Below are 22,634 nucleotides of genomic sequence, written 5' to 3'. Positions count from 1 at the left end.
CGGGCCCCGCTCCCTTCGAAGGGAGCGGGGCCCGAGCCGCGTGCGGAACCTCTCAGCGCACGAAGACCCCGGCCTGGCCGGCCAGGTTCAGGAAGTACTGCGGCGCCACACCGAGCACCAGCGTGACGACCACACCGGCGGCGATCGCCGTCATGGTCAGCGGCGACGGCACGGCGACCGTCGGCCCCTCGGGCTTGGGCTCGCTGAAGAACATCAGCACGATCACGCGGATGTAGAAGAACGCCGCGATCGCCGACGAGATCACACCGACCACGACGAGCGCGCCCGCGCCGCCCTCGGCCGCCGCCTTGAACACGGCGAACTTTCCGGCGAATCCCGAGGTGAGCGGGATGCCCGCGAAGGCCAGCAGGAAGACCGCGAACACCGCGGCCACCAGCGGCGACCTGCGTCCGAGACCCGCCCACTTGGACAGGTGCGTGGCCTCTCCGCCCGCGTCCCGTACGAGCGTGACGACGGCGAAGGCACCGATCGTCACGAAGGAGTACGCGCCCAGGTAGAAGAGGACCGACGAGACGCCGTCCGGCGAGGTCGCGATGACACCCGCGAGGATGAACCCGGCGTGCGCGATCGACGAGTACGCCAGGAGCCGCTTGATGTCGGTCTGGGTGATCGCCACGATCGCGCCGCCCAGCATGGTGACGATCGCCACGGCCCACATGACCGGCCGCCAGTCCCAGCGCATGCCCGGCAGGACGACGTAGAGCAGGCGCAGCAGCGCGCCGAACGCCGCCACCTTCGTCGCCGCCGCCATGAAGCCGGTGACCGGGGTCGGCGCGCCCTGGTAGACGTCGGGCGTCCACATGTGGAAGGGCACCGCGCCGACCTTGAAGAGCAGGCCCATGACGACCAGGGCCATGCCCATGAGCAGCAGCACGTCGTTGCCCATGGTGCCGGCGAGCGCCGGGTCGACGTTCGTGACCGTGCCGTCGACGACGTGCGCGATCGTCGCGTACGACACCGATCCCGCGTAGCCGTAGAGCAGGGCGATGCCGAAGAGCGTGAACGCGGAGGCGAAGGCGCCGAGCAGGAAGTACTTGACCGCCGCCTCCTGCGACATGAGCCGCTTGCGGCGGGCCACGGCGCACAGGAGGTAGAGCGGCAGGGAGAAGACCTCGAGGGCGACGAACAGCGTCAGCAGGTCGTTGGCCGCGGGGAAGACGAGCATGCCGCTGATCGCGAAGAGCAGCAGCGGGAACACCTCGGTGGTGGTGAACCCGGCCTTCACGGCGGCCTTCTCGCTGTCGCTGCCGGGCACCGAGGAGGCCTGCGCGGCGAACGCGTCGACCCGGTTGCCGTGCGCCAAGGGGTCGAGGCGCCGCTCAGCGAAGGTGAAGACGCCGAGGATCCCGGCGAGCAGGATCGTGCCCTGGAGGAACAGGGCCGGTCCGTCGACCGCGACCGCGCCCATCGCCGCGATGTGCGCCTTGGTGGTGCCGTATCCGCCCGCCGCGAGCGCGACGACCGCGGAGAAGGCCGCGGCCAGCGCCACGACGGCGACGAAGACCTGTGCGTAGTAACGGGACTTGCGCGGCACGAAGGCCTCGACCAGCACCCCGATGACCGCGGCACCGAGAACGATCAACGTGGGCGACAATTGCCCATATTCGATCTTAGGTGCATCGATCTTGGAGATCGGCTCGGCGGCTGTCGCCGCGGTTGTCCACAGGCTGTGGACGGCTGATGCGCTCACTTGGCCGCCTCCACCTCGGGCTTGGGGTCCGTCTTGTGTACATCTGACATGGTCTGCTTGACCGCCGGGTTGACGATGTCGGTGAGCGGCTTCGGGTAGACGCCCAGGAAGATCAGCAGAGCGATCAGCGGGGCGACGACCAGGAGCTCGCGCACCCTGAGGTCCGGCATCTCGGCGACCTCGGCCTTGACCGGGCCCGTCATCGTCCGCTGGTAGAGGACGAGGGTGTAGAGCGCGGCGAGGACGATGCCGAAGGTGGCGATGATGCCGACCACCGGGTAGCGCGTGAACGTGCCGACCAGGACCAGGAATTCACTCACGAAGGGCGCGAGCCCCGGGAGCGAGAGCGTCGCGAGGCCGCCGATCAGGAAGGTGCCCGCGAGCACCGGGGCGACCTTCTGCACCCCTCCGTAGTCGGCGATGAGACGCGAGCCGCGGCGCGAGATCAGGAAGCCGGCCACCAGCATCAGGGCGGCGGTCGAGATCCCGTGGTTGACCATGTAGAGCGTCGCGCCCGACTGCCCCTGGCTGGTCATCGCGAAGATGCCCAGGATGATGAACCCGAAGTGGGAGATCGAGGCGTAGGCGACCAGCCGCTTGATGTCCCGCTGCCCGACCGCGAGCAGCGCTCCGTAGACGATGCTGATCAGCGCCAGGACGAGGATCGCGGGCGTCGCCCACTTGCTCGCCTCGGGGAAGAGCTGGAGGCAGAAGCGGAGCATCGCGAAGGTGCCGACCTTGTCGACGACCGCGGTGATCAGCACGGCGACCGGGGCGGTCGCCTCGCCCATGGCGTTGGGCAGCCAGGTGTGCAGGGGCCACAGGGGCGCCTTCACCGCGAAGGCGAAGAAGAAGCCGAGGAACAGCCACCGCTCGGTGCTGGTCGCCATGTGCAGGGAGCCGTCGGCCCGCGCGTGGACGATCTCCTGGAGCGAGAAGCTCCCGGCGACCACGTACAGACCGATCACGGCGGCCAGCATGATCAGACCGCCGACCAGGTTGTAGAGGAGGAACTTCACCGCGGCGTACGAGCGCTGCGTCGCCGCCGCCTCGTCGCCGTGCTCGTGGGCCCGGTCCCCGAAGCCGCCGATGAGGAAGTACATCGGGATCAGCATGGCTTCGAAGAAGACGTAGAAGAGGAAGACGTCGGTGGCCTCGAAGGAGATGATCACCATCGCCTCGACGGCCAGGATCAGGGCGAAGAAGCCCTGGGTCGGACGCCAGCGCCTGCTTCCGGTCTCCATCGGGTCGGCGTCGTGCCAGCCCGCCAGGATCACGAACGGCATCAGCAGCGCGGTGAGCGCGACGAGCGCCACCCCGATGCCGTCCACGCCCAGTTGGTAGCTGACCCCGAAGTCCGGGATCCAGGCGTGGGATTCGGTGAGCTGGTAGCGGGCACCGCCGGGGTCGAAACGCACCAGGGTGACCACGGCGAGCGCCAGCGTGCCCAGGGAGACGAGCAGCGCCAGCCATTTCGCGGCGACGCGCCGCGCGGCCGGCACGGCGGCCGTGGCGATCGCCCCGAGGGCCGGGAGCGCCGCCGTCGCTGTCAGCAGAGGAAAGGACATCGGTATCAGACCGCCCTCATCAGCAGGGTCGCGGCGACGAGGATCGCCGCACCGCCGAACATCGAGACCGCGTAACTGCGCGCATAGCCGTTCTGGAGCTTGCGCAGCCGCCCGGAGAGGCCGCCCACGGAGGCCGCCGTCCCGTTGACGACTCCGTCGACCAGCGTGTGGTCGACGTACACCAGGGAGCGGGTGAGGTGCTCACCGCCACGTACCAGCACGACGTGGTTGAAGTCGTCCTGGTACAGGTCGCGCCGGGCGGCGCGGGTGAGCAGGGAGCCGCGCGGGGCGACGACCGGGACGGAGCTGCGTCCGTACTGGAGGTAGGCGATGCCGGCGCCGACGACGAGCAGCACCATGGTGGCCAGGGTGACGGTCAGGGCGCTCACGGGCGAGTCGCCCTCGGAGTGTCCGGTGACCGGCTCCAGCCAGTGCAGGAAGCGGTCGCCGACGCTGAAGAAGCCACCCGCGAACACCGAGCCGAAGGCCAGCACGATCATCGGGATCGTCATGGACCTGGGCGACTCGTGCGGGTGCGGTTCGTGGCCCTCCGCGTCCGGCTGCCAGCGCTTCTCACCGAAGAAGGTCATGATCATCACGCGCGTCATGTAGTACGCGGTGATCGCGGCGCCCAGCAGGGCCACGCCGCCGAGGATCCAGCCCTCGGTGCCTCCCTTGGCGAAGGCCGCCTCGATGATCTTGTCCTTGGAGAAGAAGCCGGACAGGAAGGGGAAGCCGATGATCGCGAGATAGCCGAGGCCGAAGGTCACGAACGTGATCGGCATGTACTTCCTGAGGCCGCCGAACTTCCTCATGTCGACCTCGTCGTTCATGCCGTGCATGACCGAACCGGCGCCGAGGAAGAGCCCGGCCTTGAAGAAGCCGTGCGTCACCAGGTGCATGATCGCCCAGACGTAGCCGATGGGGCCGAGGCCCGCGGCCAGCACCATGTAGCCGATCTGCGACATCGTCGAGCCGGCGAGCGCCTTCTTGATGTCGTCCTTCGCGCAACCGACGATCGCACCGAACAGGAGCGTGACCCCGCCCACGACGGTGACGACGAGCTGGGCGTCGGGCGCCGCGTTGAAGACGGCGGCCGAGCGCACGATCAGATACACGCCCGCGGTCACCATGGTGGCGGCGTGGATGAGGGCCGAGACCGGGGTCGGGCCCTCCATCGCGTCCCCGAGCCAGGACTGCAGCGGCACCTGGGCCGACTTGCCGCAGGCCGCGAGCAGCAGCATCAGCCCGATGGCCGTGAGCTTGCCCTCGGTGGCGTCCCCGGCGATCCCGGAGTGCCCCTCGGTGCCGAGCAGCGGCCCGAAGGCGAAGGTCCCGAAGGTGGTGAACATCAGCATGATGGCGATGGACAGGCCCATGTCGCCGACACGGTTGACCAGGAAGGCCTTCTTGGCGGCGGTGGCCGCGCTGGGCTTGTGCTGCCAGAAGCCGATCAGCAGGTACGAGGCGAGACCGACGCCTTCCCAGCCGACGTACAGCAGAAGGTAGTTGTCGGCGAGGACGAGCAGGAGCATCGCCGCCAGGAACAGGTTCAGATAGCCGAAGAAGCGGCGGCGGCGCTCGTCGTGCTCCATGTACCCGATCGAGTACAGGTGGATCAGCGAGCCGACGCCGGTGATCAGCAGGACGAACGTCATCGACAACTGGTCGAGCTGGAAGCCGACGTCCGCCCGGAAGTCTCCGACGGCGATCCAGCTGAACAGGTGCTGGGTGAAGGTCCGGTCCTCAGGACCCTTCCCCAGCATGTCGGCGAAGAGCACGACGGCGACCACGAAGGAGGCCGCCGCGAGCACCGTGCCGATCCATTGGCCGACGGCGTCCAGCCGGCGTCCGCCGCACAGCAGTACGGCCGCTCCGAGCAGAGGCGCCGCGATGAGCAGCGCAATCAGGTTCTCCACGATTCAGCGACCCCTTACAGCTTCATCAGGCTGGCGTCGTCGACCGAGGCCGAGTGGCGGGAACGGAACAGCGACACGATGATCGCGAGCCCGACCACGACCTCCGCGGCGGCGACGACCATCGTGAAGAACGCGATGATCTGGCCGTCGAGATTGCCGTGCATGCGGGAGAAGACGACGAAGGCGAGGTTGCAGGCGTTGAGCATGAGCTCGATGCACATGAACACCACGATCGCGTTCCGTCTGATCAGGACACCGGTGGCGCCGATCGTGAACAACAGAGCGGAGAGGTAGAGGTAGTTGACCGGATTCACTTGGACGCCTCCTCCGGCTTCGTGCGCTCCAGGCGCTCCTCGGCACGCTGCTCCAGCGCCTTCAGGTCGTTCAGCGCGTCGGCCGACACGTCACGGATCTGCCCGCGGTCGCGCAGCGTCTTGCTGACGGTCAGCTCGGACGGAGTGCCGTCCGGGAGCAGGCCCGCGATGTCCACCGCGTTGTGCCGGGCGTAGACACCCGGCGCCGGCAGCGGCGGGATGTGCTTGCCCTCGCGCACCCGCTGCTCGGACAGCTCGCGCTGGGTCCTGGCACGCTCGGTGCGCTCGCGGTGCGTCAGCACCATGGCCCCGACGGTGGCCGTGATGAGCAGGGCGCCGGTGATCTCGAAGGCGAACACGTACTTCGTGAAGATGAGGGCGGCGAGGCCCTCCACGTTGCCGTTGGCGTTCGCCTTCGCCAGACCGTCGAAGTCCTGGATGGACGCGTTGCCGATGCCGGCGAACAGCAGGATGCCGAAACCGGCTCCGCACAGCAGGGCCAGCCAGCGCTGGCCCTTGATGGTCTCCTTCAACGAGTCCGCCGCGGTGACACCGACGAGCATGACGACGAAGAGGAAGAGCATCATGATCGCGCCGGTGTAGACGACGACCTGGACGATGCCCAGGAAGTAGGCGCCGTTGGCGAGGTAGAACACCGCCAGGACGATCATGGTCCCGGCGAGGCACAGCGCGCTGTGCACGGCCTTGCGCATGAACACGGTGCACAGGGCGCCGATCACCGCGACGGTGCCGAGAACCCAGAACTGGACGGCTTCTCCGGTGGAGGTGGAGTACGCGGCCAGGTTGGCAGTCATGCCTCCGCCCCCTCTCCGGCGGACGTGCCCGACGGACTGGCCGAGGGGTGCAACTCGCCCTTGGAGACGGCCACCTGGCGCTCGGTGCCGGGTGCCGCCTCGGTCACCAGACCTCGGTAGTAGTCCTGCTCGTCGGTGCCCGGGAAGATCGAGTGCGGTGTCTCGACCATGCCTTCCTGGAGTCCGGCGAGCAGTTGCTCCTTGGTGTAGATGAGGTTGGCGCGGCTGCTGTCCGCGAGCTCGAACTCGTTCGTCATCGTCAGCGCGCGCGTGGGGCACGCCTCGATGCACAGCCCGCACAGGATGCAGCGGGCGTAGTTGATCTGATAGACGCGGCCGTAGCGCTCGCCCGGGGAGTAGCGCTCCTCCTCGGTGTTGTCCGCGCCCTCCACATAGATGGCGTCCGCGGGACAGGCCCAGGCGCAGAGTTCACAGCCGACGCACTTCTCCAGGCCGTCCGGGTGGCGGTTGAGCTGGTGCCGGCCGTGGAACCGCGGTGCGGTGGTCTTCTGCTGTTCCGGGTACTGCTCGGTCAGCCGCTTCTTGAACATGGCCTTGAAGGTCACGCCGAAACCGGCGACGGGGTTCTGGAAACCGGGCTTGGTCTCCTTCGGCTCCTCAGCCATCGGACCCCTCCTTTCCGTCACGAGATCCGGTAACCGGTCCATCACTCGCAGTATCGGACCCGCCACTGACAATCAGCTCCCGCTCACGGCGCGGACGGCGCCGCGGTACCGGCGGCAGCTCCTGTCCGGGCAGCGGGGGCACGGGGAATCCGCCGGCCATCGGGTCGAAGGCGGCGGGCTCGGCGGGCGTCTCCTGGCCCTTCCTGTCGCGGAAGATGTCCGCCACGAACGACAGCAGCAGGAGGACGAGGACGCCTCCGCCGACGTACAGGGCGATGTCCGCGAAGTCGTAGTTCTCGTTGCGCAGCGTCCGCACCGTCGCGACGAGCATCAGCCAGGCCACGGAGACCGGGATGAGCACCTTCCAGCCGAGCTTCATGAGCTGGTCGTAGCGGACGCGCGGGAGCGTGCCGCGCAGCCAGATGAAGAAGAACAGCAGGAGCTGCACCTTCACCACGAACCAGAGCATCGGCCACCAGCCGTGGTTGGCGCCCTCCCAGAAGCTGCTGATCGGCCAGGGCGCACGCCAGCCGCCCAGGAAGAGCGTGGTGGACACGGCCGAGACCGTCACCATGTTCACGTACTCGGCGAGCATGAACAGCGCGAACTTGATCGACGAGTACTCGGTGTTGAAGCCGCCGACCAGATCGCCCTCGGACTCCGGCATGTCGAACGGGGCCCGGTTGGTCTCACCGATCATCGTCACGATGTAGATCAGGAACGAGACCGGCAGCAGGAGGATGTACCAGCGGTCCTGCTGCTGCTCGACGATCGTCGAGGTCGACATCGACCCGGAGTAGAGGAACACCGAGGCGAACGCGGCACCCATGGCGATCTCGTACGAGATCATCTGCGCGCAGGAGCGCAGACCGCCGAGGAGCGGATAGGTGGATCCGGAGCTCCAGCCCGCGAGCACGATCCCGTAGATGCCCACCGAGGCCACCGCGAGGATGTAGAGCATCGCGATCGGCAGGTCGGTGAGCTGCATCGTGGTGCGCTGGCCGAAGATCGAGACCTCGTTGTCCGCGGGCCCGAAGGGGATCACCGCGATCGCCATGAAGGCCGGGATGGCCGCGATGATCGGCGCGAGGACGTAGACGACCTTGTCCGCGCGCTTGACGACGAGGTCCTCTTTGAGCATCAGCTTCACGCCGTCGGCGAGCGACTGGAGCATGCCCCAGGGCCCGTGCCGGTTGGGGCCGATGCGGAGCTGCATCCAGGCGACGACCTTGCGCTCCCACACGATGGAGAAGAGCACGGTCACCATCAGGAAGGCGAAGCAGAACACCGCCTTGATGACGACCAGCCACCAGGGGTCGTGGCCGAACATCGAGAGGTCTTCAGCGGCGAGGTACGGCGTCATGCCTCCACCTCCTTGGGGGCCTCGGCGGCGATCGTCGCCGGGCCGATGCGGACGAGTGCGCCGGGCAGCGCCCCGGTGTCGGAGGCGACGCCCCCTCCGGTCGAGTTCAGCGGGAGCCAGACCACACGGTCGGGCATCTCGGTGATCTGCAGCGGGAGTTCGACCGCCCCGGCGGGACCGGTCACGGCGATGAGGTCGCCGTCCTTGACCCCGGCCTCGGCGGCGGTGGCGGCCGACACACGCGCGCGTGCCGCGTGCCGGGTCCCCGCGAGCGCGGTGTCGCCCTCCTGGAGACGCCCCTGGTCGAGCAGCAGCCGGTGTCCGGCCAGGACGGCCTCACCGGCGGCCGGACGGGGCATCTGCACCCCGGTCTCGCCGGGTTCGCCGGCCCGCTGTCCGTCCCAGGCGCCCAGCCGGTCGATCTCCCCGCGCGTGGTGCGCAGGTCCGGCAGCCCGAGGTGGACGTCCATCGCGTCGGCCAGCATCTGCAGGACCCGCGCGTCGGCGGGCGCGAGGCGCCGGGTCATCTGGTCCGGCTTGAGAGCCGCCTCGAAGGAGCGGACCCTGCCTTCCCAGTTGACGAAACTTCCGGCCTTCTCCGCGACCGCGGCGACCGGCAGGACGACGTCCGCGTGCTCGGTGACCTCGCTGGGCCGCATTTCGAGCGACACCAGGAAGCCGACCTCGGACAGGGCCTCACGCGCGCGTGCCGGGTCGGGGAGGTCGGCGACCTCCACGCCCGCCACCACCAGGGCGCGCAGCTCGCCGCCGACGGCGGCCTCCACGATCTGGCCGGTGTCACGGCCGTAGCGGTGCGGGAGTTCGGAGACGCCCCACGCGGCCGCGACCTCGTCCCGCGCGCGCGGATCGGTGGCCGGACGGCCGCCCGGCAGCAGCGACGGAAGCGCGCCGGCCTCGATCGCACCGCGTTCCCCGGCCCGGCGCGGGATCCACACCAGGCGGGCACCGGTGGCGGTGGCGGTCCGCACGGCGGCGGTCAGCCCTCCGGCCACGGAGGCCAGCCGCTCACCGACGACGATCACGGCGCCCTCGGCGCGCAGCGCCTCGGCGGCCTTCGCTCCGTCGCCCTCCAGCCCGACGCCGCTCGCGAGCGCGTCCAGCCACTCGGTCTCGGTGCCGGGGGCGGCCGGCAGCAGCGTGCCGCCCGTCTTCGTCAGACCGCGCGTGGCGTGCGTGGCGAGGGAGAAGGTCTTCTGACCGTGCCCGCGCCAGGCTTTGCGCAGCCGCAGGAAGACGCCGGGCGCCTCCTCCTCGGACTCGAAGCCCGCCAGCAGGACGGCGGGCGCCTTCTCCAGAGAGGTGTACGTGATGCCGGTGCCGTCGAGGTCCCGGCCGCGTCCGGCGACCCGAGCGGCCAGGAAGTCGGCCTCCTCGGAGCTGTGCACGCGCGCGCGGAAGTCGATGTCGTTCGTGTCGAGGGCCACGCGCGCGAACTTGCTGTACGCGTAGGCGTCCTCGACGGTGAGCCGGCCGCCGGTGAGGACACCAGCCCGGCCGCGGGCGGCGGCCAGTCCCTGGGCGGCGGCCTCCAGGGCCTCCGGCCAGGACGCCGGTTCGAGGACGCCGTCGGCGTTGCGCACCAGGGGGGTGTCGAGGCGGTCGCGCTGCTGCGCGTACCGGAACCCGAACCGGCCCTTGTCGCAGACCCATTCCTCGTTGACCTCGGGGTCCGGCGCCGCGAGACGCCGCATCACCTTGCCGCGCCGGTGGTCGGTGCGCGTCGCGCAGCCGCCGGAGCAGTGCTCGCACACGGAGTGCGAGGAGATGAGGTCGAAGGGGCGTGAGCGGAAGCGGTAGGCCGCCGAGGTGAGCGCGCCGACCGGGCAGATCTGGATCGTGTTGCCGGAGAAGTACGACTCGAAGGGGTCGCCGTCACCGGTGCCGACCTGCTGGAGCGCGCCCCGCTCGACCAGCTCGATCATGGGGTCGCCAGCGATCTGGTTCGAGAAGCGGGTACAGCGGGCGCACAGCACGCACCGCTCGCGGTCCAGGAGGACCTGGGTGGAGATGGGGACCGGCTTCTCGTACGTCCGCTTCTTGCCCTCGAAGCGGGATTCGGCGTTGCCGTGCGACATCGCCTGGTTCTGCAGGGGGCACTCGCCGCCCTTGTCGCAGACCGGGCAGTCCAGCGGGTGGTTGATGAGCAGCAGCTCCATCACACCGTGCTGAGCCTTCTCGGCGACCTGGGAGGTGAGTTGAGTCTTGACGACCATCCCGTCCGTACAGGTGATCGTGCAGGACGCCATGGGCTTGCGCTGGCCCTCGACCTCGACGATGCACTGGCGGCAGGCGCCGGCCGGGTCGAGGAGCGGGTGGTCGCAGAACCGGGGGATCTCGATGCCGAGTTGCTCGGCGGCCCGGATGACCAGGGTGCCCTTGGGCACGCTCATCTCGACGCCGTCGATCGTCAGCGAGACGAGGTCCTCCGGCGGGACCGCCGCTTCCCCGCCTCCGGAGGGAGCGCTGGTGGTCACTGTCATGCGTTCACCTCCGTGTGCTTGTCCGCCCAGACCGTGGACCTGGCGGGGTCGAAGGGGCAGCCGCGGCCCGTGATGTGCTGCTCGTACTCCTCGCGGAAGTACTTGAGCGAGGAGAAGATCGGCGAGGCGGCACCGTCGCCGAGGGCGCAGAAGGACTTGCCGTTGATGTTGTCGGCGATGTCGTTGAGCTTGTCGAGGTCGGACATGACGCCCTTGCCGGCCTCGATGTCGCGGAGCAATTGGACGAGCCAGTACGTTCCCTCACGGCAGGGCGTGCACTTGCCGCAGGACTCGTGGGCGTAGAACTCGGTCCAGCGGGTGACGGCGCGGACGACGCAGGTCGTCTCGTCGAAGCACTGGAGTGCTTTCGTGCCGAGCATGGAACCCGCGGCGCCCACTCCTTCGTAATCAAGAGGGACGTCGAGATGCTCGTCGGTGAACATCGGGGTCGAGGAGCCGCCCGGCGTCCAGAACTTCAGCCGGTGGCCGGGGCGCATCCCGCCACTCATGTCGAGGAGTTGACGCAGGGTGATGCCGAGGGGTGCCTCGTACTGGCCGGGGCTGGCGACATGGCCGCTGAGCGAGTAGAGCGTGAAGCCCGGAGACTTCTCGCTGCCCATCGACCTGAACCATTCCTTGCCTTTTTGGAGAATTGCGGGAACTGACGCGATGGATTCGACGTTGTTCACAACAGTTGGACACGCATAAAGGCCCGCGACAGCAGGGAAAGGGGGGCGGAGCCGCGGTTGACCACGGCGGCCTTCGAGCGAGTCGAGCAGCGCGGTCTCCTCACCGCAGATGTACGCGCCCGCGCCCGCGTGCACGGTGAGCTGGAGGTCGAGTCCGCTGCCCAGGATGTTCTCGCCGAGGTAGCCCGCCGCGTAGGCCTCTCGTACGGCCTCGTGCAACCGCCGCAATACGGGGACGACTTCACCGCGGAGATAGATGAAGGCATGCGAAGACCGGATGGCGTAGCACGCGATCACGATGCCCTCGATGAGGCTGTGCGGGTTCGCGAAGAGGAGCGGGATGTCCTTGCAGGTTCCCGGCTCCGATTCGTCGGCGTTGACAACTAGATAGTGAGGTTTGCCGTCTCCCTGGGGAATGAACTGCCATTTCATTCCGGTCGGGAAGCCGGCGCCGCCACGGCCCCGCAGCCCGGAGTCCTTGACGTACGCGATCAGGTCGTCCGGTGACATGGCGAGTGCCTTGCGCAGGCCCTCGTACCCCTCGTGCCTTCGGTAGACGTCCAGCGACCAGGACCTGTCCTCGTCCCAGAAGGCCGACAGCACGGGTGCGAGCAGCTTTTCCGGACTTGTCTCGTTGATCTCGGCTGCCAAGGTCATCACTCCCCCTCCTCTGCCACGGGACCCGCCGGGTGGGACGGGTCGGAGGCCGACGTGTCCTGCGGCGCGTCGTGCGAGCTCGGGTGCTCGGCGGGCCGCTGGTTCTGAGGTGCTCCTCCGCCGCGCGGATGCACCACGCGCGCGGGGGCGCTCTCCCCCTTGGCCAGGCGCAGGCCCACGAGGGACGCGTGGCCCGCGCTGCCGCCGGCCTCCACCGCGCCCTCGCGCTCGTCGGGGAAGCCCGCCAGGATCCGGGCGGTCTCCTTGAAGGTGCACAGCCGGGCGCCGCGGGTCGGCTCGACGTCGGCGCCCGCGCGCAGGTCGTCGACGAGGCGCTTGGCGGAGTCCACGGTCTGGTTGTCGAAGAACTCCCAGTTGACCATCACGACCGGCGCGAAGTCGCAGGCCGCGTTGCACTCGATGTGCTCCAGGGTGACCTTGCCGTCACCGGTGGTCTCCCCGTTGCCGACGCCCAGGTGGTCCTGGAGAGCCTCGAAGATGGCGTCGCCGCCCATGACGGCACACAGGGTGTTGGTGCAGACACCCACCTGGTAGTCGCCGCTCGGCTTGCGCCGGTACATCGAGTAGAAGGTCGCGACGGCGGCGACCTCGGCCGTCGTCAGGCCCAGTACCTCCGCGCAGAACCGCTGTCCCGTGCGCGTGACGTGGCCCTCCTGCGACTGCACGAGATGCAGCAACGGAAGGAGAGCCGAGCGGGAGTCGGGGTAGCGGGCGATGATCTCGCGCGCGTCCGCCTCCAGCCGGGCCCGGACGTCGGCCGGGTAGTCGGGCGCGGGCAGTTGGGGCATGCCCAGGCTGACGCCCTCGGGGGTGGTGGTCACCGGTCGACGCCTCCCATCACGGGGTCGATGGACGCGACGGCGACGATGACGTCGGCGACCTGGCCGCCTTCGCACATCGCCGCCATGGCCTGCAGGTTGGTGAAGGACGGGTCGCGGAAGTGGACCCGGTAGGGGCGGGTGCCTCCGTCGGAGACGACGTGCACCCCGAGTTCGCCCTTGGGCGACTCGACCGCCGTGTACGCCTGTCCCGGCGGCACGCGGAAGCCCTCGGTCACCAGCTTGAAGTGGTGGATCAGGGCCTCCATGGAGGTGCCCATGATCTTCTTGATGTGGTCGAGGGAGTTGCCGAGACCGTCGGGGCCGAGCGCGAGCTGGGCGGGCCAGGCGATCTTCTTGTCGGCGACCATGACCGGGCCGGGCTGGAGCCGGTCCAGGCACTGCTCGATGATCCGCAGCGACTGGCGCATCTCCTCCAGGCGGATCAGGAAGCGCCCGTAGGAGTCGCAGGTGTCGGCGGTCGGGACCTCGAAGTCGTAGTTCTCGTAGCCGCAGTACGGCTGGGACTTGCGCAGGTCGTGCGGCAGGCCGGCCGAGCGCAGGATCGGGCCGGTGGCGCCGAGGGCCATGCAGCCGGCCAGGTCGAGGTAGCCGACGTCCTGCATGCGGGCCTTGAAGATGGGGTTCCCGGTGGCGAGCTTGTCGTACTCGGGAAGGTTCTTCGTCATCTTCTTCACGAACTCGCGGATCTGGTCCACCGCGCCCGGGGGCAGGTCCTGGGCGAGTCCGCCGGGGCGGATGAACGCGTGGTTCATCCGCAGGCCCGTGATCAGCTCGTAGATGTCGAGGATGAGCTCACGGTCACGGAAGCCGTAGATCATGATCGTGGTGGCGCCCAGCTCCATGCCTCCGGTGGCGATGCACACCAGATGGGAGGAGAGTCGGTTCAGCTCCATCAGGAGCACCCGGATGATGGAGGCGCGGTCGGGGATCTGGTCGGTGATCCCGAGGAGTTTCTCGACGCCGAGACAGTAGGCCGTCTCGTTGAAGAACGGCGTCAGGTAGTCCATGCGCGTGACGAACGTGGTGCCCTGGGTCCACGTGCGGAACTCGAGGTTCTTCTCGATGCCGGTGTGGAGGTAGCCGATGCCGCAGCGGGCCTCGGTGACGGTCTCGCCGTCGATCTCCAGGATGAGCCGGAGCACGCCGTGGGTGGACGGGTGCTGCGGGCCCATGTTGACGATGATGCGCTCGTCGTCGGACTTGGCCGCGGACTGGGCGATCTCGTCCCAGTCGCCGCCGGTGACCGTATATACGGTGCCCTCGGTCGTCTCGCGGGGCGAGGCGGCCGATGCCCCGGAAGGGGTCTGCGTGCTCATGAGTACGACCTCCGCTGGTCCGGAGCCGGGATCTGGGCGCCCTTGTACTCGACGGGGATGCCGCCGAGGGGATAGTCCTTGCGCTGCGGGAAGCCCTGCCAGTCGTCCGGCATCATGATCCGCGTCAGCGCGGGGTGGCCGTCGAAGATCAGGCCGAAGAAGTCGTACGTCTCGCGCTCGTGCCAGTCGTTCGTCGGGTACACGGTGACGAGCGAGGGGACGTGCGGGTCCGCGTCCGGGGCGCTGACCTCCAGCCGGATCAGCCGGTTGTGGGTGATCGAGCGCAGGTGGTAGACGGCGTGCAGCTCGCGGCCCTTGTCCTGCGGGTGGTGGACGCCGGAGACGCCGGTGCACAGTTCGAACCGCAGGGCCGGGTCGTCGCGCAGGGTCTGGGCGACGGGGAGCAGGTACTCGCGTTCGACGTGGAACGTGATCTCGTCGCGGTCGACGACCGTCTTGTCGATGACGTTCTCGGGGACGAGTCCCTGTTCCTCGAGAGCCCCCTCCAGTTCGTCGGCCACCTCGTCGAACCAACCGCCGTAGGGGCGGGTGGCCGCGCCGGGCAGCCGGATCGAGCGGACCAGGCCGCCGTAGCCGGAGGTGTCGCCGCCGTTGTTGGCGCCGAACATGCCGCGCTGGACGCGGATCTCCTCGCCCTTGTCGCCTCGCTGGCCGGGAAGGTTGGAGGCGCTCAGGTCCTTCTCGGGGTTGGCCCCGTTGCCGTTCGCGTCGCTCACCGCAGCAGGCCCTTCATCTCGATGGTGGGAAGCGCCTTGAGCGCCGCTTCCTCCGCCTCGCGGGCCGCTTCCTCGGCGTTCACACCGAGCTTGGAGCTCTGGATCTTCTGGTGGAGCTTGAGAATCGCGTCCATCAGCATCTCGGGCCGCGGCGGACATCCGGGCAAATAGATGTCGACCGGGACGATGTGGTCGACTCCTTGCACAATGGCGTAGTTGTTGAACATTCCGCCCGATGAAGCACAAACCCCCATGGAAATGACCCACTTGGGGTTGGGCATCTGGTCGTAGACCTGCCGCAGCACCGGCGCCATCTTCTGGCTCACCCGGCCGGCCACGATCATCAGGTCGGCCTGGCGAGGCGATCCGCGGAACACCTCCATACCGAAGCGGGCCAGGTCGTAGCGCCCGGCGCCGGTCGTCATCATCTCGATGGCACAGCAGGCGAGTCCGAATGTCGCGGGGAAGACGGACGCCTTGCGCACCCAGCCCGCGGCCTGCTCGACGGTCGTCAGCAGGAATCCGCTCGGCAGCTTTTCTTCGAGTCCCATGTCTTAAAGGCCCCTCAGTCCCATTCCAGGCCGCCGCGCCGCCATACGTACGCGTAGGCGACGAAGACGGTGAGCACGAAGAGCAGCATCTCCACGAGCCCGAAAACACCCAGGGCGTCGAAGGTGACGGCCCAGGGGTAGAGGAAGACGATCTCGATGTCGAAGACGATGAAGAGCATCGCCGTCAGGTAGTACTTGATGGGAAAACGCCCGCCGCCGACCGGCGTGGGGGTCGGCTCGATGCCACACTCGTAGGCGTCGAGTTTGGCGCGGTTGTACCGCTTCGGACCGATCAGCGTGGCCATGACCACGGAGAAGATCGCAAAGCCTGCCCCGAGGGCTCCCAGTACGAGGATCGGCGCATACGCGTTCACGCTCCTCGCTCCTCTCAGTCGGCACTGACTGGTGGCGGTTTTCGGCGGGCCCGCACCCCTGCCTCGTCAGCACCGCGAACCCCACCCGTCCCGGCGAAGATCGCGGACATGTGAAGCAGGTCACAAGCCCAACTGCCTCGCATCTTATGCCCGGCGGTCTGTGATCTGCGACACGGGGTATTGCCTTAGCTTTGTGATCTCCACCACCTGACGAACGATCATGAAGTCGGATGAGCAGTGATCTTCACACGCGAAGCGTCAGGTCGATCACCAGACGTGACATTTTCGCTCATCACCGCAGGCCCAGGGGGTCGTCTCCATATCAAGAGACTTCCGCTGCATGCAAATTCGCGCTGGACGCACCCCCTTGATAGAGGACCGCGTTCACACGTCGGGGGGATCAACGGGACCGATGTGGACACGTGCACGCGTTCACGAGCGGGCGCGACGACGAGGCGACGAGGGTTCACGCGCGGGACGCGGGCGCCCGGGTGACCGTTCCGTGACCTGCGCCACATCTACCTATGGGTCAGATAAACCGGGCTTGGCCATCCGCTTCAACCGGTGGTAGGTGGCGGGCAATTCGGACGTAATACTGAAAGGCCATGATCACGGGCCTGGTGGACAGTGTCCGCAATGCCCGTTACGGCGTCAATAAAGAGTGACGCGCGACGAATTCGGCGGCCGATTGAACAACTGTGGCGCACCACACGTTTCTTGAAGGTATGGAGGAGCCCCTGGTACCGCTAGTACCCATGTCCCACACCGCACACATACGAAGCCACCGGAAGCCCCGTCGCAACGCTCCGTCGCTCGCGATGCGCGCCGGAGTTGCCGGTGGCGTCCTCAGCACCCTCGCCGTGGCCGCGGCCGCGGGTTCGGCGAGCGCCGCCGAGCCCGTCACGCAGACCATGGAGCTGCCGACCCTGACGGCCGACCTGGCCAACCAGGTCGCCCAGTCCGCGGACGCCACCCAGCAGGCGGCGGCCGACTACCAGCTCCAGGCGGAGCGCGACGCGGCGGCCGCCAAGGCCGCCAAGCAGGCCAAGGCCGACCTGGCGGACGCCAAGAAGAAGGCCGAGGCCAAGAAGAAGGCAGAGGCCGCGCGCAAGGCCGCGGCGGCCGACGCCGTCTCGCGTTCCTCGGCGCGGACCACCCTGTCGGCGAGCGCGTCCACGTCCACGAACGTCGCGGCCCCGGCCAGCGGCAGTGTCGCGACCGTTGTCGCCTTCCTCAAGGCGCAGGTCGGCGACGCGTACGTCATGGGCGGCACCGGACCCAACGCGTGGGACTGCTCGGGTCTGGTGCAGGCGGCGTTCAAGCAGGTCGGCGTCGACCTGCCGCGTGTCTCGCAGGACCAGTCGGTGTCCGGTACGCCGGTTTCCCTGTCCAATGTCCAGGTCGGCGACATTCTGTACTGGGGCTCGGCGGGTTCGGCCTACCACGTCGGTGTGTACATCGGTAACGGCCAGTACCTCGACGCGGCCAACCCCTCCAAGGGCGTCGTGATCCAGGACCTGTCGGGCTACCCGGCCACGGGCGCGGTGCGCGTGCTCTGACCCCCGGGTGAACAGCCGAAAGGACCGCTTCCTGTGCGGGGAGCGGTCCTTCGGGCTGTTCCGGACCCGGCGGCGGTGCCGACGGCGTCAGGAGCCGCCCCGGTGAGCACCGGGGCGGCGCGTGCGGGTCAGGCCTTCGGGGCGACCTTCGAGAGGCCGTTGATGATGCGGTCCATCGCGTCGCCGCCCGTGGGGTCGGTGAGGTTCGCGAGCATCTTGAGGGTGAACTTCATCAGCATCGGGTGGGTCAGACCGCGCTGCGTGGCGATCTTCATGACCTTCGGGTTGCCGATGAGCTTCACGAAGGCGCGGCCCAGCGTGTAGTAGCCGCCGTAGGTGTCCTTCAGTACGCGCGGGTAGCGGTGGAGGGCCAGTTCGCGCTGGCCCGGGGTGGCGCGGGCGTGGGCCTGGACGATGACGTCGGCCACGATCTGGCCGGACTCCATGGCGTAGGCGATGCCCTCGCCGTTGAAGGGGTTCACCAGGCCGCCGGCGTCACCCACGAGCAGCAGGCCCTTGGTGTAGTGAGGTTGACGGTTGAAGGCCATCGGGAGGGCCGCACCGCGGATCGGGCCGGTCATGTTCTCGGGGGTGTAGCCCCAGTCCTCCGGCATCGAGGCGCACCAGGCCTTCAGGACCTCGCGCCAGTCGAGCTCCTTGAAGGAGTCGGAGGTGTTGAGGACACCGAGGCCGACGTTCGAGGTGCCGTCGCCCATGCCGAAGATCCACCCGTAGCCGGGCAGCAGCCGGTCCTCGGCGCCCCGGCGGTCCCACAGCTCCAGCCACGACTCCAGGTAGTCGTCGTCGTGGCGCGGCGAGGTGAAGTACGTACGGACGGCGACGCCCATCGGGCGGTCCTCGCGGCGGTGCAGGCCCATCGCGAGCGAGAGGCGGCTGGAGTTGCCGTCCGCCGCCACCACCAGCGGGGCGTGGAAGGTCACCTCCCGCTTCTCCTTGGAGTCGGCGTCGCCCAGCTTGGCGTGCACGCCGATGATCCGGCCGGTGCGCTCGTCGAGGATCGGGGCGCCGACGTTGCAGCGCTCGTACAGCCGCGCGCCCGCCTTCTGCGCCTGGCGCGCGAGCTGCTCGTCGAAGTCGTCCCGCTTGCGCACGAGTCCGTAGTCGGGGAAGGAGGCGAGATCCGGCCAGTCGAGCTGGAGGCGCACGCCGCCGCCGATGATGCGCAGGCCCTTGTTGCGCAGCCAGCCGGCTTCCTCGGAGATGTCGATGCCCATCGACACGAGCTGCTTGGTCGCGCGCGGGGTCAGTCCGTCACCGCAGACCTTCTCGCGCGGGAAGGCCGTCTTCTCCAGGAGCAGGACGTCGAGCCCCGCCTTCGCCAGGTAGTAGGCGGTGGTGGAGCCGGCTGGCCCGGCCCCGACGACGATGACGTCGGCGGTGTTCTCGGAGAGTGGCTGGGACTCGGTCACGGCGGGGTCTCCCCAAGACTCGAAATCAACGTGCCGACGGGCACTGGACATGGGCAGTCTATGCAGCGGTACCGATCACCCGGCTGAAGGGCTGCCCCGTGAACCGAGCTCTCCCCGATGTACGCCTGCGTGTCCCCACCGACGAGGACGCTCTCGAGTGGCACCGGGTCTTCGACGACCCCGAGGTCATGGAGTTCCACGGGGGCCGGGCGGCCGAGCGGTCCGTCTACGAGGAACTCACGGCGCGCCAGCGGCGGCACGACGCGGAGTACGGGTTCTGTCTGTGGACGATGGTCGGCCCCGGGGACGAGGTGCTGGGCTTCACGGGCGCGCAGCCCTGGCCGCACGCCTGGGGCCCGGCCGGGAAGATCGAGATCGGCTGGCGGCTGGGGCGGGCGCACTGGGGCAAGGGGTATGTCACGGCGGCGGCGCGGACCACCCTGGAGCGGGTCCGCGCGGCGGGCGTCACGGACGTCGTCGCCATGGTCAACGCGGGCAACACCCGGTCCATCGCGGTGACGAGACGGCTCGGCATGGAGCTCGCGGAGCGGTTCACGCTGCCCTCGTCGCGGCAGGAGGGCCACCGCTACCGGCTGGCCCTGTGACCCCTGCCGGTACCGGCCCCGCACCGGAACCCCGAGCGTCTCCTCATGGCTTTCGGACGGAGTCCCCCGGGTCTCCTCAAGGCCTCCGGACGGAGCCCCTCGCGTCTTCTCATGGCTTCCGGAAGGGCACGGGCGAGGCTTACCCTTCCGGTACCGCTGGGGGTGACGTCTGTGCGCATAACACCCAAGACACCCGAAGTGCGCGTGCCGCGGCTCGTCGGTCTGATGGCCGTGGACGCGCGTGAGACGGCTGAGGCTCGCGGTGTTCTGCTCGCCGCGCCCGACCGGCCCGATTTCCATCGGACGGTCGTCGACTACGTCGTACGGCAATTTCCGCAGCCCGGGGCCGAGGTGCCGCGCGGAGCCGTCGTGACGGTGTGGTTCGACCTGGGGGACGCGGAGGGCGGCGCAGGGGTGCGTGAGCCCCGTCCGCCCCGCCCGCCGTCGGGCGGGCTGCGGCGTGAACTCGACCTGCCCGGCGACCCGTTCGTGGTCCTCAGGTAGCCGGCTCCGGAGTGCCCCCGGGCGCCGAGCGGGGTCAGGCCGTCTTGTAACCCCGGTGGAGGGCCACGATGCCGCCGGTCAGGTTGCGCCACGCCACCTTCGACCAGCCGGCGCCGATCAGCCGCTGGGCCAGTTCCGGCTGGGTGGGCCAGGCGCGGATGGACTCGGCGAGGTAGACGTACGCGTCGGGGTTGGAGGAGGCGGCGCGGGCGACCGGGGGCAGCGCGCGCATCAGGTACTCGGTGTAGACCGTGCGGAACGGCGCCCAGGTCGGGTGCGAGAACTCGCAGATCACGACGCGTCCGCCCGGCTTGGTCACGCGGTACAGCTCGCGCAGCGCGGCGTCGGTGTCCTGGACGTTGCGCAGCCCGAAGGAGATCGTGACGGCGTCGAACGTGTCGTCCTTGAACGGCAGCTTCGTCGCGTCACCGGCGGTCAGCGGCAGCCAGGGGTGGTTCCGCTTGCCGACGCGGAGCATCCCGAGGGAGAAGTCGCAGGGGACGACGTACGCGCCGGTGCGGGCGAAGGGGAGCGAGGAGGTCGCGGTGCCGGCCGCGAGGTCCAGGATCTTCTGCGCGGGGCGCGCGTCGACCGCCTTCGCGACCTCTCTGCGCCACGCCCGGTCCTGTCCGAGCGACAGCAGGTCGTTCGTCAGGTCGTACCGTTCCGCCACGTCGTCGAACATCGAGGCGACTTCGTGCGGCTGCTTGTCCAGGGATGCGCGGATCACGGTCCCCATTGTGGCAGTACGGGCCCGACGGCTCTTCGGCGCCCGGCCGGGAACCGGTCGCCGATCCCGCGCACGGGAAGGCGCCGCGCCCGCCCCCGTGAACCGGGGAGGGTACGGCGCCGTTCCGAGGCCGACGTGTTCCGAGGCCGACGTGTTCCGGCGCGCGCCGGGTGCCGCGTGTCGGGTGCCGCGCGCCGGGTACTGCGTGCCGCGTGCCGGGTGCCGGGTGCCGGGTGCTGGGTACTACCGCGCGGGCTAGGGGACCTCCGCGAACACCGCGTTGATGGTGTGGTTGGCGTTCATGGTGATCGTGTAGTTCGGCGTGGTGTCCGTCTGGCGCACACCGTCGACGTCCCAGCCGACGAGCTGGAAGCCCGGGCTCACATCGGCGGTGACGGTGACCTGCGTGCCGGGGTCGTACGGTCCGTACTCGCTCGGGCTGAGGCTGCCCCCGGCGGGCGGGGAGGAGGTCATGGTGAGGGAGACCCGGTTGGTGACCTGGGAGGCCCGGTAGCCCGCCAGGAACTCGGCGGCCCGCGTCGCGTTGGCGGCGTTGTTGTTGTTCTCGTCGCCGAGGGCCTGGCCGCCCAGCAGGTTCACGGTGTTGGAGTACTGGTTGACGACCGCGCACGGCTGGGTGCAGGCGCTGGAGTAGGCCATGATCGTGTGGTGCCGCTGGTCGGCGGTGACCCACCCGTAGTTGTCGGTGCCCACGGGAGTCGTACCGCCCTGGGACACCACCGTCTTGCGGTCGTGCTTGAGACCGAAGTTGTGCCCGATCTCGTGCGCGAGGTTCTCCCACGCGGTGATGGAGAAGGCGCTGGTGACCGAGAACGCGTTGTTGCTGGTCCCCGGGCCCGCCGGGGTGGGCAGGTTGGCCTGTCCGGAACTGTCCTCCGCCGGGATGGAGGCGATGAGCGCCACCAGGTCCGCGCTGTACGCGAGCCGCTGGGCGGCGGCCGGGGCTCCGAGCGTCACGTTCAGGGGGTTGCTGATCATGCTCAGCAGGGTTCCGGCGTTCTCGCGGGCGACGCCGGTCGCCGCGGTCTCGTATGTGTTCACGACGTGCACGCTGGCGGGCACCTGGCTGGTCGCGAGGGCCCTGTTGAGCTGGTTCACGCCGTACCGGATCCGGCTCTGGACGGCGGCGGTGGAGCCGAGTTCGGTGACGGTGGCCGGGGTGTAGGCGACGACGATGTCGATGGCCGCGGGATTGTCGGGGGTGGCGATCCGCCGCCCCGGCTCGTGCGGCCTGACCGACCTGGTCGGCGGCACGGTCACCGTGTCGACGCCCTGGCCGCTCGGCGGCAGTTTCAGCGCGTCGATCTCCTGCAGCAGGTACCTGCCCGGCCGCTTGGCCACCGGCTTGTACAGGTACTGGCGGAAGCCGGCCTCGATCTCGCCGGACAGCGTGACCGGTCCGGCCGTGCACGCTCCGATGATGGACACGGAGATCGTGTTGTCCGGGTTCTTCGGGTCGTGGCCGGACCAGAACACCGTGCCGTCCGGGTCCTGGCGCTTGAAGTCCTCGATCGCCGTGAAGCCCTTCTGGTGCTCGAAGAGCGGGAAGGTGCGGCGCTCGGGCACGCCGTCGCGCTGTCTGCGGCACAGTGAATGGAAGTCCTTGGGATTCGCGCGCATCACCGCGCTGCGCTTCACCCAGGGCTCGGGGTCGTGGCTGGGCCCGGGTCCGGCGGCGGCGGGTGTGTTCACGGCCAGCGACAGCGCGGCGGCGAGTGCGGTCGCCGCGGTGGACGCGGCGATCAGGGAACGACGCATGAGGAACGTCAGCCTCTCTGTGG

Annotated in this window: 20 protein-coding genes; 3 read left to right on the top strand and 17 right to left on the bottom strand. The window is 69.1% G+C overall.

Annotation, left to right across the window (positions count from 1 at the left end):
• Positions 1-52: 52 nt before the first annotated feature.
• The 14 genes from nuoN to ACFRIC_RS33660 are packed head-to-tail and all read right to left on the bottom strand — an operon-like array spanning position 53 to position 16,004.
• Entirely contained in the window at positions 53-1,711 is a 1,659-nt protein-coding gene (nuoN, locus tag ACFRIC_RS33725) for an NADH-quinone oxidoreductase subunit NuoN (RefSeq protein WP_382793873.1), read from the bottom strand.
• A complete protein-coding gene (locus ACFRIC_RS33720) occupies positions 1,708-3,279 on the bottom strand; it encodes an NADH-quinone oxidoreductase subunit M (protein ID WP_382793870.1) in 1,572 nt (523 codons plus the stop codon). Before ACFRIC_RS33720 ends, nuoN begins: the two co-directional genes overlap by 4 nt.
• A 5-nt stretch (positions 3,280-3,284) precedes the next feature.
• Positions 3,285-5,198, bottom strand: a complete 1,914-nt coding sequence (nuoL, locus tag ACFRIC_RS33715; protein WP_382793867.1) for an NADH-quinone oxidoreductase subunit L — start codon at positions 5,196-5,198, stop codon at positions 3,285-3,287.
• 14 nt (positions 5,199-5,212) lie between these two features.
• Positions 5,213-5,512: an NADH-quinone oxidoreductase subunit NuoK gene (nuoK, locus tag ACFRIC_RS33710; protein WP_103548331.1), complete on the bottom strand. Its 300-nt coding sequence runs from the start codon at positions 5,510-5,512 to the stop codon at positions 5,213-5,215.
• Positions 5,509-6,327: an NADH-quinone oxidoreductase subunit J gene (locus tag ACFRIC_RS33705; protein ID WP_382793864.1), complete on the bottom strand. Its 819-nt coding sequence runs from the start codon at positions 6,325-6,327 to the stop codon at positions 5,509-5,511. Before ACFRIC_RS33705 ends, nuoK begins: the two co-directional genes overlap by 4 nt.
• Complete coding sequence (nuoI, locus tag ACFRIC_RS33700; RefSeq protein WP_382793862.1) at positions 6,324-6,953, bottom strand: NADH-quinone oxidoreductase subunit NuoI; 630 nt, start codon at positions 6,951-6,953, stop codon at positions 6,324-6,326. Before nuoI ends, ACFRIC_RS33705 begins: the two co-directional genes overlap by 4 nt.
• A complete protein-coding gene (gene nuoH / locus ACFRIC_RS33695) occupies positions 6,946-8,316 on the bottom strand; it encodes an NADH-quinone oxidoreductase subunit NuoH (RefSeq protein WP_382793860.1) in 1,371 nt (456 codons plus the stop codon). The genes nuoI and nuoH overlap by 8 nt, the downstream gene beginning before the upstream one ends.
• Positions 8,313-10,817 (bottom strand): NADH-quinone oxidoreductase subunit G, encoded by a 2,505-nt coding sequence (locus tag ACFRIC_RS33690; RefSeq protein WP_382793857.1) that lies wholly within the window; start codon positions 10,815-10,817, stop codon positions 8,313-8,315. The genes nuoH and ACFRIC_RS33690 overlap by 4 nt, the downstream gene beginning before the upstream one ends.
• Positions 10,814-12,166: an NADH-quinone oxidoreductase subunit NuoF gene (gene nuoF, locus ACFRIC_RS33685; RefSeq protein WP_365493855.1), complete on the bottom strand. Its 1,353-nt coding sequence runs from the start codon at positions 12,164-12,166 to the stop codon at positions 10,814-10,816. Before nuoF ends, ACFRIC_RS33690 begins: the two co-directional genes overlap by 4 nt.
• Positions 12,163-13,005 carry an NADH-quinone oxidoreductase subunit NuoE gene (nuoE, locus tag ACFRIC_RS33680; RefSeq protein WP_382793854.1) on the bottom strand — a complete coding sequence of 281 codons (843 nt, stop codon included), beginning with the start codon at positions 13,003-13,005 and terminating at the stop codon, positions 12,163-12,165. Before nuoE ends, nuoF begins: the two co-directional genes overlap by 4 nt.
• Complete coding sequence (locus ACFRIC_RS33675) at positions 13,002-14,342, bottom strand: NADH-quinone oxidoreductase subunit D (RefSeq protein WP_382793851.1); 1,341 nt, start codon at positions 14,340-14,342, stop codon at positions 13,002-13,004. The genes nuoE and ACFRIC_RS33675 overlap by 4 nt, the downstream gene beginning before the upstream one ends.
• Positions 14,339-15,079, bottom strand: coding sequence for an NADH-quinone oxidoreductase subunit C (locus ACFRIC_RS33670; RefSeq protein WP_382793848.1), 741 nt, complete (start codon positions 15,077-15,079; stop codon positions 14,339-14,341). The genes ACFRIC_RS33675 and ACFRIC_RS33670 overlap by 4 nt, the downstream gene beginning before the upstream one ends.
• The gene (locus tag ACFRIC_RS33665; protein ID WP_007383964.1) at positions 15,076-15,630 is read right to left on the bottom strand and encodes an NADH-quinone oxidoreductase subunit B family protein; all 555 of its coding nucleotides are present in this window, start codon (positions 15,628-15,630) and stop codon (positions 15,076-15,078) included. Before ACFRIC_RS33665 ends, ACFRIC_RS33670 begins: the two co-directional genes overlap by 4 nt.
• A gap of 14 nt (positions 15,631-15,644) precedes the next feature.
• Positions 15,645-16,004, bottom strand: a complete 360-nt coding sequence (locus ACFRIC_RS33660; protein ID WP_037627175.1) for an NADH-quinone oxidoreductase subunit A — start codon at positions 16,002-16,004, stop codon at positions 15,645-15,647.
• 725 nt (positions 16,005-16,729) lie between these two features.
• Here ACFRIC_RS33660 and ACFRIC_RS33655 point away from each other — a divergent pair.
• On the top strand, positions 16,730-17,563 hold the full coding sequence (locus tag ACFRIC_RS33655) for a C40 family peptidase (RefSeq protein ID WP_382793845.1): 834 nt from the start codon (positions 16,730-16,732) through the stop codon (positions 17,561-17,563).
• A 128-nt stretch (positions 17,564-17,691) separates the two neighbouring features.
• On the opposite strand, the gene ACFRIC_RS33650 is transcribed toward ACFRIC_RS33655, so the two are convergent.
• Positions 17,692-19,044, bottom strand: coding sequence for a geranylgeranyl reductase family protein (locus tag ACFRIC_RS33650; protein WP_382793842.1), 1,353 nt, complete (start codon positions 19,042-19,044; stop codon positions 17,692-17,694).
• A gap of 47 nt (positions 19,045-19,091) precedes the next feature.
• Here ACFRIC_RS33650 and ACFRIC_RS33645 point away from each other — a divergent pair, with 47 nt between their 5' ends.
• Entirely contained in the window at positions 19,092-19,598 is a 507-nt protein-coding gene (locus ACFRIC_RS33645; protein ID WP_382793839.1) for a GNAT family N-acetyltransferase, read from the top strand.
• 171 nt (positions 19,599-19,769) lie between these two features.
• Positions 19,770-20,102, top strand: coding sequence for a PASTA domain-containing protein (locus ACFRIC_RS33640; protein WP_361676983.1), 333 nt, complete (start codon positions 19,770-19,772; stop codon positions 20,100-20,102).
• 34 nt (positions 20,103-20,136) lie between these two features.
• Here the strand turns inward: ACFRIC_RS33640 and ACFRIC_RS33635 are convergent, their stop codons facing one another.
• Both ACFRIC_RS33635 and ACFRIC_RS33630 read right to left on the bottom strand, forming a co-directional pair.
• A complete protein-coding gene (locus tag ACFRIC_RS33635) occupies positions 20,137-20,832 on the bottom strand; it encodes a demethylmenaquinone methyltransferase (protein ID WP_382793835.1) in 696 nt (231 codons plus the stop codon).
• Between the two features lie 255 nt (positions 20,833-21,087).
• On the bottom strand, positions 21,088-22,611 hold the full coding sequence (locus tag ACFRIC_RS33630) for a reprolysin-like metallopeptidase (protein WP_382793833.1): 1,524 nt from the start codon (positions 22,609-22,611) through the stop codon (positions 21,088-21,090).
• Positions 22,612-22,634: the final 23 nt, after the last annotated feature.

The organism is Streptomyces sp. NPDC056738 (assembly GCF_042790435.1).
In the GTDB taxonomy this organism is placed as follows: domain Bacteria; phylum Actinomycetota; class Actinomycetes; order Streptomycetales; family Streptomycetaceae; genus Streptomyces.
This window is presented reverse-complemented; position numbering and strand designations above follow the sequence as displayed.

What these genes read in the sequence shown, in the direction of transcription:
- nuoI (WP_382793862.1), bottom strand. Translation starts at nt 6,953, where the DNA reads ATGGCTGAGGAGCCGAAGGAGACCAAGCCCGGTTTCCAGAACCCCGTC.
- ACFRIC_RS33675 (WP_382793851.1), bottom strand. Translation starts at nt 14,342, where the DNA reads ATGAGCACGCAGACCCCTTCCGGGGCATCGGCCGCCTCGCCCCGCGAG.
- nuoH (WP_382793860.1), bottom strand. Translation starts at nt 8,316, where the DNA reads ATGACGCCGTACCTCGCCGCTGAAGACCTCTCGATGTTCGGCCACGAC.
- ACFRIC_RS33705 (WP_382793864.1), bottom strand. Translation starts at nt 6,327, where the DNA reads ATGACTGCCAACCTGGCCGCGTACTCCACCTCCACCGGAGAAGCCGTC.
- ACFRIC_RS33720 (WP_382793870.1), bottom strand. Translation starts at nt 3,279, where the DNA reads ATGTCCTTTCCTCTGCTGACAGCGACGGCGGCGCTCCCGGCCCTCGGG.
- ACFRIC_RS33690 (WP_382793857.1), bottom strand. Translation starts at nt 10,817, where the DNA reads ATGACAGTGACCACCAGCGCTCCCTCCGGAGGCGGGGAAGCGGCGGTC.
- ACFRIC_RS33655 (WP_382793845.1), top strand. Translation starts at nt 16,730, where the DNA reads ATGGAGGAGCCCCTGGTACCGCTAGTACCCATGTCCCACACCGCACAC.
- ACFRIC_RS33630 (WP_382793833.1), bottom strand. Translation starts at nt 22,611, where the DNA reads ATGCGTCGTTCCCTGATCGCCGCGTCCACCGCGGCGACCGCACTCGCC.
- ACFRIC_RS33665 (WP_007383964.1), bottom strand. Translation starts at nt 15,630, where the DNA reads ATGGGACTCGAAGAAAAGCTGCCGAGCGGATTCCTGCTGACGACCGTC.
- ACFRIC_RS33650 (WP_382793842.1), bottom strand. Translation starts at nt 19,044, where the DNA reads ATGTCCAGTGCCCGTCGGCACGTTGATTTCGAGTCTTGGGGAGACCCC.